The organism is Pseudomonas sp. MM213 (assembly GCF_020423045.1).
Lineage (GTDB): Bacteria > Pseudomonadota > Gammaproteobacteria > Pseudomonadales > Pseudomonadaceae > Aquipseudomonas > Aquipseudomonas migulae.
Genome location: NZ_CP081943.1, coordinates 604315 through 619168, shown reverse-complemented (window position 1 = coordinate 619168; position 14854 = coordinate 604315). Strand labels below are relative to the sequence as shown.

The 14854-nt window shown below is 59.5% G+C and carries 11 protein-coding genes; 2 read left to right on the top strand and 9 right to left on the bottom strand.

What is annotated here, in order from left to right:
- Positions 1-222 precede the first annotated feature (222 nt).
- A complete protein-coding gene (locus tag K5R88_RS02930; RefSeq protein WP_226299154.1) occupies positions 223-3606 on the top strand; it encodes an Ig-like domain-containing protein in 3384 nt (1127 codons plus the stop codon).
- Positions 3607-3856: 250 nt separating this feature from the next.
- Here K5R88_RS02930 and K5R88_RS02925 read toward each other — a convergent pair whose 3' ends face one another.
- The 4 genes from K5R88_RS02925 to K5R88_RS02910 all read right to left on the bottom strand — a co-directional run bounded on the left by K5R88_RS02925 (position 3857) and on the right by K5R88_RS02910 (position 8975).
- Entirely contained in the window at positions 3857-6352 is a 2496-nt protein-coding gene (locus K5R88_RS02925; RefSeq protein WP_226299153.1) for a TonB-dependent siderophore receptor, read from the bottom strand.
- A 431-nt stretch (positions 6353-6783) separates the two neighbouring features.
- Positions 6784-7713: a FecR family protein gene (locus K5R88_RS02920; RefSeq protein ID WP_192496284.1), complete on the bottom strand. Its 930-nt coding sequence runs from the start codon at positions 7711-7713 to the stop codon at positions 6784-6786.
- Positions 7714-7739: 26 nt separating this feature from the next.
- Complete coding sequence (locus K5R88_RS02915; RefSeq protein WP_192496261.1) at positions 7740-8285, bottom strand: sigma-70 family RNA polymerase sigma factor; 546 nt, start codon at positions 8283-8285, stop codon at positions 7740-7742.
- A 120-nt stretch (positions 8286-8405) separates the two neighbouring features.
- Positions 8406-8975: a YceI family protein gene (locus K5R88_RS02910; RefSeq protein ID WP_226299152.1), complete on the bottom strand. Its 570-nt coding sequence runs from the start codon at positions 8973-8975 to the stop codon at positions 8406-8408.
- A 203-nt stretch (positions 8976-9178) separates the two neighbouring features.
- Between K5R88_RS02910 and K5R88_RS02905 the strand changes: the two genes are divergently transcribed.
- The gene (locus K5R88_RS02905) at positions 9179-9937 is read left to right on the top strand and encodes an SDR family oxidoreductase (protein ID WP_226299151.1); all 759 of its coding nucleotides are present in this window, start codon (positions 9179-9181) and stop codon (positions 9935-9937) included.
- Positions 9938-10009: 72 nt separating this feature from the next.
- On the opposite strand, the gene K5R88_RS02900 is transcribed toward K5R88_RS02905, so the two are convergent.
- From K5R88_RS02900 to K5R88_RS02880, 5 genes are all read right to left on the bottom strand, one after another.
- Positions 10010-10462: an Ohr family peroxiredoxin gene (locus K5R88_RS02900; protein ID WP_226299150.1), complete on the bottom strand. Its 453-nt coding sequence runs from the start codon at positions 10460-10462 to the stop codon at positions 10010-10012.
- Between the two features lie 69 nt (positions 10463-10531).
- The gene (locus K5R88_RS02895; RefSeq protein ID WP_008030850.1) at positions 10532-10984 is read right to left on the bottom strand and encodes an Ohr family peroxiredoxin; all 453 of its coding nucleotides are present in this window, start codon (positions 10982-10984) and stop codon (positions 10532-10534) included.
- A 305-nt stretch (positions 10985-11289) separates the two neighbouring features.
- Positions 11290-11967, bottom strand: a complete 678-nt coding sequence (locus K5R88_RS02890) for a phosphoribosyltransferase (protein ID WP_226299149.1) — start codon at positions 11965-11967, stop codon at positions 11290-11292.
- A 213-nt stretch (positions 11968-12180) separates the two neighbouring features.
- Positions 12181-12828: a hypothetical protein gene (locus K5R88_RS02885; RefSeq protein ID WP_207286544.1), complete on the bottom strand. Its 648-nt coding sequence runs from the start codon at positions 12826-12828 to the stop codon at positions 12181-12183.
- 555 nt (positions 12829-13383) lie between these two features.
- Positions 13384-14742, bottom strand: a complete 1359-nt coding sequence (locus K5R88_RS02880; RefSeq protein ID WP_226299148.1) for an MATE family efflux transporter — start codon at positions 14740-14742, stop codon at positions 13384-13386.
- Positions 14743-14854: the final 112 nt, after the last annotated feature.

The following is a 14854-nucleotide window of genomic DNA, read 5'->3' as shown; positions in this document are numbered from 1 at the left end:
GATGAGGCCAGCGACAACACCTCCTCACCGGGCGGGGCAATGGGGAATAACACCCTCCCCAAGACTGAGGAATATCCCCCAACTGTTAGCGCTCGTTAACACTTCTCACGCATCTAACTGAACCTAACGCGATGATTTATCTAACAATCTCGTTAGTGGCTCAGCTTTTGCGTCTTTTTTTGCGCAAGTGCCGACACCACGACACGCCCCCAGAGAACCACCATGAAAAGCTCAGCTCCTGTGAACAAGTCGCCCGGCTTTTTCCGGACGCTGGGCATTAATTTGGTGATGTTGACTGCTTTCAGCTTGTCTGTGGTGAATGCCGCTCCGCTCGATGATTTCGGGCCACCGCCTCCGACCGATCCGTCAGCCTTCCATAACCCGCCTGCCGACCCTGCGGCAGCCCTGGAAGCTCTGAAAAACTTGCCCCCGGCCAATCAAGGTGCCCTGGCCTTGCCCAACGGCGTGTTCGGCGACCGAAACACGCCGCGTGCCGACAACGTACTGCCGCCCGCCGCGCAGACGTCGTTCAACTACCCCACCAACGGCAAACCCAGCCCCTTGTTCGGGGCCGAACCGTTTACTCAGCAACTGCTGCTGTTCGAAGAGTTCGGCTCGGAAACACTCGACCCGACTACCCCGCCGCAGACGCTGACATTCCCCGTGCCAACCCTCGGCCCGGCGCCCCAGCAGGATCCGAACAACGTCGCCCGCAGCGGCCCGTCGAGTGCAGCGCTCGAAGCCTTCCTGCGCCAGCCGGGGTTGTCCCCGTTTCCGTCGCAGTTTTCCAATGTACTGGACCGCAACCCGTGGAAAGCGCAGATCGAAGCCTTCCTCAACCGGCATCCGGTAGGCTCGCCGGCGGAGGGTCGGCCACCGGGAAAAGGCTGGTCGCATCAACGCTGGAACGAGTTCTTCCCGCAGGTTCAGTTCAAGACTGTTCAAGCCGGTGCCAGAACCAACCAGGGTCTGCGTGACGCCCAACAATTGCACCACTACAACAAGGGTGAATTCGCCCCCGGCGGGCTCTACTACCAAACCTCGGACATCCCGGCGACAGCGGGCACCACTCGCGGTATCGACGTGCGTTTTCATTCAAGAATGCCGGTGCAGAATCACAACTCGCTGTGGACATTCGACGGCACCGTGCCGGCCAAATTGCTGATGGTCCGTTACGGTCAAGCGTTGCTGATGCGCCATTACAACGCCCTGCCAATCGACCCCGCAGCCAACGCCGGTTTTGGCCTGCACACCCTCAGCACCCACGAACACAATGGGCACTCGCCGGCTGAAAGCGATGGCTTTACCAATGCATTTTTCTTTCCGGGGCAGTTCTACGATTATCGCTGGCCGCTGCAACTGGCCGGCTACGACACGATCAACACCAAGGCGCAGGATCCGCGTGCAGCCTTCCCCTGCTCACCGGGCGAAAAACTTTTCGTCAACGATGTCAGTCCGGGTCTCAAGACCTGCGAAAACGGCAGCATAAAAATCCGAGGCGACTGGCGCGAGACCATGAGCAGCCACTGGTTTCACGACCACATGCTCGATTTCACCGCGCAGAATGTCTACAAGGGCAATGCGGCAATGATGAATTACTACAGCGCTGTGGATCGCGGCAACGAAGCGATCGAGGACGGCGTCAACCTGCGTTTTCCCAGCGGTTCAGCAATGCCTTGGGGCAACCGCGACTACGACGTGAACCTGCTGATCTCCGATAAGGCCTGGGACGAGAACGGCCAGTTGTGGTTCAACCCGTTCAACACCGACGGCTTTCTCGGGGATCAGATGCTGGTCAACTGGCAGTACCAGCCGAGCCTGAAAGTCCGCGCGCGCAGCTATCGTTTCCGCATTCTCAACGGCTCGGTGTCGCGCTATTTCAAGCTGGCGCTGGTACGAGAAATCAGCGGCAATGGCGGTGAATTTCCGGGGCCTGCCGGTTCTGGGGTTTCCTATAATCGGGTGCCGCTCCACCTGATTGCCAACGACGGCAATATCATGGAACACGCCGTGCCGTTCGACGGCAGCATGGACCTGGATGGTGACGGCGATAAGACCAATAACAATGCGATCCTGCCAACCATGGGCATCGCCGAACGTTTCGACATCATCGTCAATTTCTCGAAAAACGGGATCAAGGTCGGCGACAAACTGTACTTCGTCAACCTGCTGGTGCACGAAGACGGCAAGGGCCCGGAAGAACCCGCCCCCCTGGCTGACGTGCTGTCCGAGAAGTACAAGGCCGTCATCAAGCAAACCAGCAATGGCCCGAAATGGGACAGGGGCGACCCGCTGGTTGGCAAATTCCTGCAACTGTTGGTTCAGCCCTACAGTGGTCAGGACGTGGCCATGGACCCGGCAGCCTTTGTGCCTGGCGGCAAGACGATGATCCCGTTGCCCATCGATCGCGACAACCCGAACGACCAGGCCAGGCTCAACGTGGCGCGGCATCGGGAGTTCATTTTCGGTCGCTCCGATGGCACCGATGAAGCACCATGGACGATCAAGACCGATGGCGGCCCCGGCTTTCCCATGGACCCGCGCCGCATCAGTGCCGCACCGCAACTGGCCAGCGGCCCCACGGACGCCGGGTTCTCCGGCGACGGCACCCTCGAAGTGTGGAAAATCAAGAACGGCGGCAATGGCTGGAACCATCCGGTGCATGTGCATTTCGAAGAAGGCGTCATTCTCAGTCGCGACGGCAAGGCACCGCCGGAATGGGAAAAATGGGCACGCAAGGACGTCTTTCGTATCGGCGAAGGCGTCGACAGTTCAGTGGATGTCGACGTGGCGCTTCAATTCCGCGAGTTCGCCGGCACCTACATGGAGCACTGCCACAACACTCAGCACGAGGACACGTCGATGTTGCTGCGCTGGGATTCCGAGCATCCGGGACAGTTCCAGTTGATGCCAACGCCGATACCGGGTTGGGACGGCGTCACCTTCGTTAACTCCGTGGCACTGCCGACTTTCCGCACTGGCGTTGACGGCGATGATAATGAAGGCCCGAACAAAAAACCCGTGGCCAACAATGACAGCGCCACGAGCAGTAACGGCCTGCCAGTGACCATCAGCGTGCTGGCCAACGACACTGACCCGGACGGTAACCTGCCGCTCAAGGTTGTCGGCCTGACCCAGCCGGATTCGGGCCAGGGCTCCGTGAGCACCGACGGCATTCGAGTGTTCTATATGCCACCGACCATTGTTGCGGCGCCGTTCACTGCGGTGTTTACCTACGAAGCCAGCGACAACCTTGGCGCCGTCTCGGACAAACCGGCGACGGTGTCCGTGGCGGTCAGCGCTGCGGCGGCGGTGAATGAAACGTTGTTGGTCACCCGCGCTTCCGTCAACGTGCGCAGCAACAATCGCTATACCTGGGACGTGACCGGGACGACCTCGCGGGCGGCGGGCAACAGCATCACCGTCAGTGCGTCGACCACGGGCGGCCAGCTCAATCTGGGAACCGCGACGCTCACGCCGAACGGTACGGGTGCACGCTGGAGACTGTCCGTTACCACCACCGGCAACGGCCCGACACCGAGCCCGACCATCACCGTTCGCTCAGCGCTCGGGAAGACCGTTACAGCGCCAATTGCCGTGCATTAAAACGGCCACGCTTTGACGTCCGGTCAGCCATACCGCGTCGCCTGTATCGCCAGCAAGCCGGCTCCTACAGGTTCGATGGTGTGTCAGGTGAATACAGATCCTTGTAGGAGCCGGCTTGCTGGCGATGGGGCTTGCGCGGTGTATCAGATACGCCGCCATCGCTGGCAAGCCAGCTCCTACAGGTTCGGTGGTGTGTAGGAGCCAGCTTGCTGGCGATTCAGACGACGTGGTGTGTCAGCTCAGCGGGGTGTTACCACTGATACGTCGCGCTCGCCTGAACGGTGCGCTGTGCGCCATACCAGCACCACGAATAGGAATAGCACGACGCCACGTACTCTTTGTTGGCCAGGTTGCTGGCGTTCACCGCCAGGCGCAGGTTGTCCTTGAGGCTGTTGATGTGCGGGATGTCGTAGTGCACTGCCGCATCCAGCAGCGTGTAACCCGGCACCTTCAGTGTGTTGGCAGTGTCGCCCCAGGAGGAACCGACGTAACGCGCCCCGCCGCCGACACCGAAGCCTTTGGCAACGCCGTCGTGGAAGGTGTAATCCGCCCAGACCGAGGCCGTATGACGCGGCACACCATAGTTGGTGGTGCCTTTCGCCGGCACTGCCGGGCCGACGGCGATGTCGGTCAGCGGCGCGTAGCTCACGGTGCTGTTGGACTTGGTGATGCGGTTGTCCAGATAAGCGTACGCGGCGGTGATGTCCAGGTTGTCATTCAGGCTGGCCTTGCCTTCGAGTTCAAAACCACGGGAGCGCACTTCACCGCTCTGTTCCTGGCAACGCCCGGTGCCGCACAGGTGTGTCGGATCCGGATCAAGCGTCGGCACGTTGCTTTGGCGCAGGTCGAAGACCGACGCAGTGATAAAGCTGTTGCTGCCCGGTGGCTGGTACTTGATCCCCACTTCGTATTGCTGGCCCTCGGTCGGCTTGAACACCGAACCACCATAGCCGGTGCCCGACTGCGGTTCGAAGGATTCGGCGTAGCTGATGTACGGCGACAGGCCGTTATCGAACAGATAGACCAGCCCCACGCGACCGGTGAACGCCTCGCTGTCCAGAGAGGTTTTGGTCTTGACGTTGTTGCGCAAGTTCATCGAGCTGTTGTTGTTGGTCGCCCAGTCGTAGCGCCCCCCCATCAGCAACACCCACTTGTCCCATTTGATCTGGTCTTGCAGGTACAAGCCCTTCTGCTGGTTACGCTGTGTCGCGTCGGTGGTGAACGCCGGTGTGACGACCGGAACACCGTAGACCGGGTCAAAGATATCCAGCGTCGGCCCCGTGCCGAAACCGGACTTGGTATCCGTGCTGGTGTTCTGATAATCGCCACCCAACAGCACCGTGTGCTGCACCGGTCCGGTGTCGAATCTGGCCTGCACCTGGTTATCCAGGGTGTAGGCATCCAGGTCGACGTCTGTGGCAATGGTCGACCGGTTGGAAGTGCGGTAATCGGCGCGCAGGTTGCTGTTGTAGAGGCTGCGATAAACGCCTTCGCTGCGCAGGTAACGCGCGTTCTGACGCAAGGTCCAGACGTCGTTGAGGTGATGTTCGAACAAGTAACCGATGGAGAAATACTCGCGGTCACTCTTCTCGAAATCCTTGTCGCCGTCATAGAAATCGACATCGATGTCACGCCCGGTCGGGCTGTGCAACACCGAGCCCCACGCCGGTGTCGAACCGTACGAAGCCGCCTTCGGGTCTTTCTGGAAATGCCCCAGCAGCGTCAGCGACGTGTCATCGCTCGGGCGCCAGGTGAACGCCGACGAAATGGACTGACGCTGGGTTTCGGTGTGTTCCAGTTGACCATCGGCCTCGTCGTACAGACCGGCCAGGCGATAGGAGTAAACGCCTTGGTCGTCGAGCGGGCCGCTCAGATCGAAGGTCGTGCGTTTCTTGTCGAAGGTGCCGTACTCGACGCCGATTTCATGGAACGGCGTATCCAGCGGCCGCTTGCTGACCATGTTCACCACACCGCTGGGGCTGGCCTGCCCGTACAGCACCGACGACGGCCCGCGCAAAACGTCCACGCGCTCCAGATCAAACGAGTCTTTTTGCGGCGAGGCATCGCGACTGCCCGGCATGCGCAAGCCGTCCAGATACACGGCCGGGGAAAAACCACGGATGGTCATCTGATCCAGTCGCGAAGCGGTAGAGCCACGGGTTTCGGGAATCACACCGGCGGTGTAACGCAAGATCTGGTTGAGGTTCTCCGCGCCCTGGGCCCGCATCTGGTCCTTGGTGACCACGGAAATCGACTGCGGTGTTTCGTTCAGCGCCGTATCGGTCTTGGTCGCCGACAGCGCGCGCGTCGCGACATAACCCGCCACCGGGCCGGTCGGACTTTCGCTCGCATACGCGCCGTTGATGTTGGTGGCCTGCAACTCCAGAGAACCTTCGACCGCCTCGGGCGCAGGTTCGATGCGATAGCGCGTGGCCGATAGCGCGATGGCGTTGAGGCCGCTGCCTTGGAGCAATTGGGCAAGTGCGTCGCCGGTGCTGAATGGTCCGCTCAGGCCATTGCTGCGTTTACCGCGCGTCAAGGCCGGGTCGAAGGCCAACACCAGATCCGCCTGCTCGGCCAGGCTGTTCAACGCCTGACTCAAATCCCCGGCCGGGATCGAAAAACTGCGGACAGCACTGGTGTTTGAACCCGCGACCGGTGATTCGGCAGCCAGCAGCGGCGCCGCGACAAAAGCCATCGCCACTGAAAGCGCCAGTGGGTGCAACGGACGAGCAAAGCGAGACATGAGAAATCCTGCGAAATGGAAGGCGTTACTAACCATGACGGCCATGTCGGAAAAACAGACAATGAATGCGAGCGATTTGCATTAATATTTTTTAGAAACCCCGAAACCCTGTAGGAGCGAGCCTGCTCGCGATGGCGGTGGGTCAGGCAGACCGTGTCGCCTGGATCGCCAGCAAGCCGGCTCCTACAGGTTGGGGTGAAATGGGATTGATGCCTTCCTCAACCCTGTAGGAGCGAGCCTGCTCGCGATGGCGGTGGGTCAGACAAACCGTGTCGCCTGGATCGCCAGCAAGCCGGCTCCTACAGGTTGGGGTGAAATGGGATTGATGCCTTCCTCAACCTTGTAGGAGCTGGCTTGCCAGCGATGGCGGTGGGTCAGACAAACCGTGTCGCCTGGATCGCCGGCAAGCCGGCTCCTACAGGGTTGGGGGGTTAGAGGGGTTTGATCACCACCAGCAGATCGGTGAAGTGCTCGACCTGAATCGGCAGGTTGTCCGCCAGTGTCGCGAGTGCAGCATCGGTGTCGTCGAGGCGGAACACGCCGGAGACGCGCAGCCCCTGCAGCGCCTGTTCGTCGTAGCGCACCAGGCCCCGTCGGTAACCGGCGAGGGCCTGAAGCACTTCGCTCAAGGGACGGTCATCGACTTTGAGCAAGCCCCGGGTCCAGGCATCCGGGTGGGCGTTGCCGATGGGTTGCGGTGCTTGCGCCCGGCCCTCTCTGAGGGTGGTTTGTTCGCCCGCCGCGACGTTCACCGCCTCGGCGCCGTTGGCTTTGGCGGCAACCACAGACTCCAGCACACTGACCACGGTCGAACCATCGGCTGCGCGTTTCACCAGATAGCGCGTGCCCAGTGCCGTCGCCGTCCCCTGATCAGTGCGCACCACAAACGGACGCCGGGCGTCCTTGGCCACCTCGACCCACATCTCCCCTTCCAACAACTCGATGACGCGCTGCTGGCCGTCGAACTTCACGTCCAGCGCCGAATGACTGTTGAGCTGAATATGGCTGCCGTCCGAAAGCACCACCTCGCGCCGCTCGCCCACGCCGGTACGTTGATCGGCGAGCCAGACCGGCATGTTGTCCAGGCCGATCCAGCCACAGACCAACACACCCAGCAGCGCAATCGCCTGGGCGCCACGGCCCGACACTCTCGGGCCCGGCCGGGCAAAGGCATGCTTGAGGGCAACGCGTGCGGGGGCGGCAGGCAGCTCGTCAAAACCGCCCCACAAAGCCCGCATCCGCTCCAGGGCGAGCGCGTGTCGCGGGTCGGCTTCGCACCAGACATCGAAAGCCACGCGTTCGGCGTCGGTAGCCAAATCGTCGTGCAACAACGTCAGCCAGTAAGCCGCCTCAAGGATCATCTGCTCGGAGGGTGGTTGGATGTTCGTCACGACGGCTGTTCCGCCCCGTACAAGGTGTTGTAGCAATGGACGAGCGCACCGGCGACGTAGTTCTTGACCGTGCTGGCGGACACCTTCAGTTCAATCGCGATCTCGCTGTAGGTAAGGCCGTCGAGCCGGCTGAGCAGGAACGCCTCGCGGTTCTTGTCTGGCAATCCGGCGAGCATCACAGCGATTTTTTCCAGCGCCTCAAGCGCCACATGGATCGCTTCGGGGTCGGGCATGCCGGCGTCATGCGCCTGGATCGCCAGCGCCTCGAGGTACGCCTGCTCGATCCGCCGGCGTCGGGCGCCATCAATCAACAAGCGCCCCGCCATGGTCGCCAGAAACGCCCGCGGCTCTTTGATGGTGTGAGGCTCGGCGAGGGTGAGCACGCGAATGAACGCGTCATGGGCCAGATCGGCCGCACGTTGCGAACAGCCGAGTTTTTTCCGTAGCCAGCCATGCAACCAGGAATGGTGATCGCTATAGAGGTCGGTGAACGTCCGCTGACGACGGGCAACGTCGTCATCAGCCACGGAAAAATCGCGCATACGCAAAAATTTCTCAAATAAGAAAGATTACCAGTAGCGCGAACGATGACAGTAAAACCATGGCAGAGCAAGCGACGTAAAGCCGCGGTGAATCAGAACACTGCGCAGCACGCTGAACAGCTATTGCTCCGGCGCAACCATCCGGAACCTGATGTTGATATCGTCGGAAACCACCGTATCCCCCCACTCGCCTTCACCGATTTTGAAGTCGCTGCGCTTGAGCGTCAGCTGGCCATCGAATATGCCGATGGCTTTCTGGGACTTCAGCAGGACCGGCACTTGCACCGTGCGCGTTATTTTCTTGAGGGTGAGATTGCCGGTGATCAAGTAACGGTTGTTGCTCAACGCTTTTACAGCGGTCGATTCAAATGTCGCCTTCGGATAAGTGGCCGTATCGAACCACGCAGGCTTTTTCAGCTCTTCGTTGGCGTCACTGCTTCCGGCATCGATGCTGTCGAGTTCGATCGTGAACACGGCGTGGGCTGCCGAGGGGTTCGCCGTGTCGAAATCCAGCGTGCCTTCGAACTTGCCGAACGTGCCGTAGACCCGTGAGCTGAACTGTTTGTACGTGAAAGAGATCGTGCTGGCGGTCTCATTCACCTGTTTGTATTCGATGGCATCGGCGCACGGCAACACGCCGAGCGTGAGCGCGACAAGCACGGCGGCGGAACGCGGGAAACGAAGGTTCATGGGATTCTCCGGCAGGACGCCCTGGTGCAGTGAAGTGCTGCACACAGAGGCCAGCCACAGGTGGACTAAAGCAAAAAATCGCCGTTTGCGCCATGGGTGCACCTGCGGCCCGACCACCTGTCGCGCAACCCCGTTACGCGCCGGATGCCTGAGTCATGCAGGTGTTTAATGAGTGTTCCATTCACCGCAACGGGAGACGGGTCATGAAAATCGTCGTCATCGGAGGGACTGGACTGATCGGCAGTCAACTGTGCAAAAACCTGCGGGCACTGGGGCATGAAGCGCTGGCAGCGTCACCGAGTACCGGCGTCAACGTCATCAGTGGCGAAGGACTGAAGGAAGCCTTGAAAGGCGCAGACGTGGTAGTGGACGTGGCGAACTCGCCCTCATTCGAGGATCACGCGGCGTTGCACTTTTTCGAAACGGCCGGGAAAAACCTGTTCGCGGCGGAGAAAATCGACGGCGTCAAACACCATGTTGCACTGTCGGTGGTCGGCACCGAGCGCATGCTCGAAAGTGGTTACTTCCGGGCGAAAATGGCTCAGGAAAAACTCATCAAACACTCGGGCATTCCTTACACGATCCTGCGCGCCACGCAGTTCTTCGAGTTCATCGGTGCCATTGCCTACTCGGGTCGCGAAGACGGCAACACCATCCACCTGACCCCTGCCGCACTGCAACCGATTGCCTCGCTCGATGTCGCCACGGCGCTGACCGATATCGCCTTGAAAGCGCCAGACAACCAGACCCTGGAAGTCGCCGGGCCGGATCGCAGGCCAATCGTTGAATTCGTGAGCCAGTATCTGCAGCACATCAAAGACCCGCGCGAGGTCGTCGCGGATGACACGGTTCCTTACTTCGGTGCGCCCATCAACGATCAGTCACTGACGCCTGGGGCGAATCCGATCGTGGGTGCGACACGTTTTGAACATTGGCTGAAGAGCACATTGGCGCCCAATTGACGCTTATCGATGTTGCCCGGGCCGGCGGCCGGTTCGACTCGCCTGGCGAAGTCGAACCGGTCGTGCGGTGCATCACTCGGTAATGACGTTCAACGTCACGTCGATGTTGCCGCGGGTGGCTTTGGAGTACGGGCAGATCTCGTGGGCGCCATGCGCCAGTTTCGTTGCGACCTCGTTCGACAGGCCCGGTACGCGCAGGGTCAATCGCCCCTGAATGAAGTACGCCTGGCCGGTCTGGCCCAAATCAACTTCGATGTCTACCGCCGTGTCGGCCGGCAGTGTCACGTTCAGCTCCTTGGCCACCAGGCCGACGGCGGCGCTATAGCAGGCCGACCAGGCGCCGGAGAACAATTGCTCGGCGGTCGGGTGCGGCAGAATGTTCGAAAACTGGTGCGCCGGTTTTGCGCTGCCGGGCGAGGACAGCACGATGTCGAGGTTGCCGTTGTGGCCGCGCGACGTGTTGCCGGCTGCGCTAGAGGTGGTGTGGGTTTTGCCGGTTGCCAGGACTTTTTCGATCTTGCTCATGATCAATGCTCTCAATTAGGGATTTGTTTTTCGCGTGCGCTTTTATCGCACGCGATGCTTTGACAATAATTAAACGGTGAGGACGTTCAGTGCCACATCAATATTGCCGCGTGTTGCTTTCGAGTATGGGCAGATCTGATCAGCGGTGTGCGCCAGCGTGGTGGCGATGTCGTGTGGCAGGCCAGGTACGCGAAGAGTCAAACGAGCCTGAAGGAAGTAGGCCGGGCCGGTTTGCCCCAGATCGACTTCGATGTCGACGGAGAAGTCCGCTGGCAGCACCACGTTCAAATCATTGGCCACCAGACCGACGGCTGCGGTGTAGCACGCCGACCATGCACCGGCGAACAGTTGCTCGGCAGCCGGGTGCGGCTGGGTGCCGGCAAACACATGAGCGGGTTTGGCGCTGCCGGGTGTCGACAGAGTGATGTCGAGGCTGCCGTTGTGGCCGCCGGAGGTGTTGCCGGCAGCGCTGGCGGTGGTGTGGGTTTTGCCGGTGGCCAGGACTTTTTCGATCTTGCTCATGGGGTGAATCCTCGATGTTGCGATAGGTTTGATTTAGTATCGTATTCGATTGTGTCGTATGCGATGTATGAATATTCACGCAGATGCCGGTGGGTGTCAATAGGTGGTTAGCGAGTTCTGCGACGAGCGGTATAAACCATCAGGCCGCCATCGCCGGCAAGCCGGCTCCTACAATGTCCGCGTGCAAACCCGATCCTTGTAGGAGCCGGCTTGCTGGCGATAGCGATCTCAAGATCAACGCAACTTCCAGCCCAAAAAAATGGGCCACCCTGCAACGGATGACCCATTTCTCAAACCCTAAATGTTTACGCCGCCCCACTCCCCTGCCGCTGCCACGCCCGCGTCAACAAACCGATGACCTCGGCATCCGCAGTCTGGGAAAAATCCATGTACCAATGCCCGATCGACATAAACCAATCAGCAGTGATCGGGCACACCAACTCGTCCACCTCACCGCGCAGCGCCTCCGCCGTTTCAACCGGCGCCACCGGCACCGCGACGACAATGCGCGCCGGCGCCTGTGCGCGCACCGCGTGAATCGCCGCCCTCATCGAAGCGCCCGTCGCCAGGCCATCGTCAATCAGAATCACCACCTGATCCTTGAGCTGCACCGGCGCGCGCGTTCCGCGATACACCTGCTCACGCCGCAGCAGTTCGCGGGTTTCCCGTGCGACCACGGCATCGAACGCGGCCTGATCAATCGGGTGTGCCCGCAGCGTATGCTCATTGAGGATTTGAATACCGCCGCTGGCAATCGCGCCCATCGCCAGCTCCTGATGGGTCGGAACGCCCAGTTTGCGCACCAGCATCAGGTCGAGGCGAACGTCCAGCGCGGTCGCCACTTCATACGCCACCGGCACACCGCCACGGGGCAAGGCGAGGACGATGACATCGGGGCGATGCGCGTACTTGAGCAACGGCGCCACCAGCCGCCGACCGGCATCGGCGCGGTCTTGCAGAATGGTTGTCGATGAAGGACTCATGTGGAAAACCTCCCCAGGCGATCAAGCCTGTCGGTTTACATCACCGTCACTCTGGATTGTCAGTCCGAAGGTGGACGACAGCAAGCCCGCCGGCCTACACCGACGACTCGACTTTCTGGAGCAACTTTTGACGCAAAAAAAAAGAGCCACCCTGTTACGGGTGGCCCTCTTTTTAAACCGGAGGTGTCCGGAAAGTTCAGCGAACGTTACAACTTAGCAAGCACTCGCAACAGCCCGCTGCGGCACCACATCGTCGTTCTGTTTTATCACTCGTTGAGTCAATGCCAGCATTGCCAGGAAACCCAGTGCAATCAACAGCGGATACGCCATCAACAGTTCAGAGAGTGAATACTTCCAGGCCAACGGGCGTCCGACACCCAGCAGGGCCGCATACATCCAGGACACCGCCGACAGCGAGCCGCAGAACAGCGCCAGCATCCGAGCGCTAAACTCGAGCTTGAGCAGCGATCCGGCCTTCTGCATAGCCGGCAACACCAGGCGATGCAACAAGATGCCGTTGTACGTCAGCAACATGACAATGATCACTTTGGCTTGAAGTTTCGGGTTCATGAAGTACTCGACTCCCTTCTCCAGGTAATCAATACCCACAATTGCAATACCGGTGACCCACAACGCAATCAATGCAACGACGACAGACGTCTGGAGACTTTCCAGATGCGCATTATCGTGCTCCGACAACACCTTGCCCTTCAACAAGTTCTTAACCATGGCTATATCACTGGTCAACACCAAACCAATGGCAACACAACAGGCGACCAAGTGAGCATAAACAACACCCAACCGCACAAATTCCATACACTCTTTGTTTTCGACCAGACTCATAATTGTATTTATAGACACGGTACTTCTCCAACTGATTATACAGTGCGAATCATTAGTTCAGCGGGGCTCTAATCGAGTTACAGGCCCTACGAGATCCGACTGATAAAAGACAAGCCAAATCAGTGATTTGGCGCGGCTGAACCGATTAATTTGCCCGGCAAATCAAGTTCGGCTATTTGTTGGCTCCTGAATTTCAGGTAAAAAAATCCTCATTTGCATTCAATGCATATGAGGTTCGGGATCCACTTCTCTTTCTGCAGCTGCAGGGGCGGGTCATGGCGACGCGCTGAAGTATCAGAGGGCATTAAAGCAAAAATGTTCATTTTTCGTGCAAACCACCGACAAACGGTTAGTTCAGCAAAAGCAACTCGCCTCGTTGGATAATACTCAACTTCCCTGAAAGCCACGTGACAACTGGCCTGGTAAATTACATGGGGCCTTAGATCCTTCCATTGGATCCATTAGTTGCTACCTCACTAACGATATCTGCAATAGAGACCAACTCGCATTCAGGGCCCCACCAACTAAAACAGTCATACTTATTAGGGCCAGGATTGAAATAAGGGATCCAATCTACACTAGGCGTTCAATCTTCTGATGTTGCCACACTAGTTTGTAATACAGCGTCTGCAACATCAGCATCCCCAAATACGCCACCGGAAACGCCATCCACACACCCTGCAACCCGAACTGCCCGTCCAGCACATACGCCATCGGCAACTGCACGCCAAGCACGCACACAATCGAAATCGCCATCGGCACCAACACCGTGCCGCTGGCCCGCATGATCCCGCCGACAATCGCCTGAAAGCCAAACACCAACAGGCTCCAGAGCATGATGTGCAACAAGTGCTCGGCCTTCGCCCGAGTCAAATCGTCCGTCAGAAACAACCCCAGCAACCAGTGCGACAACAGGTAACCCAACACCACCAACCCACCGGTCAGGCACACGTTGATCAACAACCCGGTGCGCAGAATCGGCCCCATCCGCTCAATGCGCCCTGCCCCAATCGCCTGCGCCCCAAGAATCGACGCCGTGATCGCAATCGACAACGCTGGAAACAGCACATAATTGACGATCTGCGTCACCGCCCCATACGCCGCCGTCGCCTGCGAACCGTGCTGATTCACCAACGCCAGAATCACCAACTCCGACACCGACAACACCACCATCTGCAACCCGGTCGGCAAACCGATGCGCAACACCTTGCCGAGAATCACCCGATCCAGGCGCATCGCCGCAAACATCTCCCGATCCGGCGCCAACGGATGCCCCCGCCGAATCAACCGCCACGCCAGCCACCCCATCGCCGACAAATTCCCCACCAACCCCGCATACGCCGCACTCTGAATCCCCAACATCGGCAACCCGAACCAACCGCGAATCAACGCCGGCGTCAGCGCCAGGCCGATACACGTCGACACCACCAATGCGATCAGCGGCGACACCGTATCGCTCACCCCGCGCAGCAGTTGGGTGAACAGGACGTAGACCAACAGCGACGGCATGATCCACATCATCACGTGAGCGTAGGACACAGCGTCGTCCAGCACGTCAGCCGGAGTGCCCAAGCCTTGCAAGGCTGGCCTTGCGAATACGCTGCCCAGCACCGCGGCGGTCAGGCCGATGATTGCGCCCAGCAGCAACGTGGTAGCGGCGATGGTTTTCACCAGATGCGGTTCCCGCGCGCCCCAGGCTTGGCCGATGAGAACGCTCGCACCTGCGCCGAGGCCGATGACCAGGGCGATGAAGAAGAAGACGATGGGGAACATGCCGGAGACGGCAGCCAGGGCTTGGGTGCCGAGCATTTGGCCGATGTAGATGCTGTTGACGGTGCCCGACATGGATTGGAGGAAGTTGGAGAGGACCATGGGGGTGAGGAAAAGGAGGTAGGTTTTCCAGAGGGGGTGTTGGGTGGTGGGGGTTTGCATTGAGGGGAAGTTCCATCTCGAATACGCGGGGGCGCTTAGGCTAGTAGTGACTTCAAATTGCTAATAGCACCCATTAGAAATCAAGCAATGTGTTACGTCATGGCATTTTGCT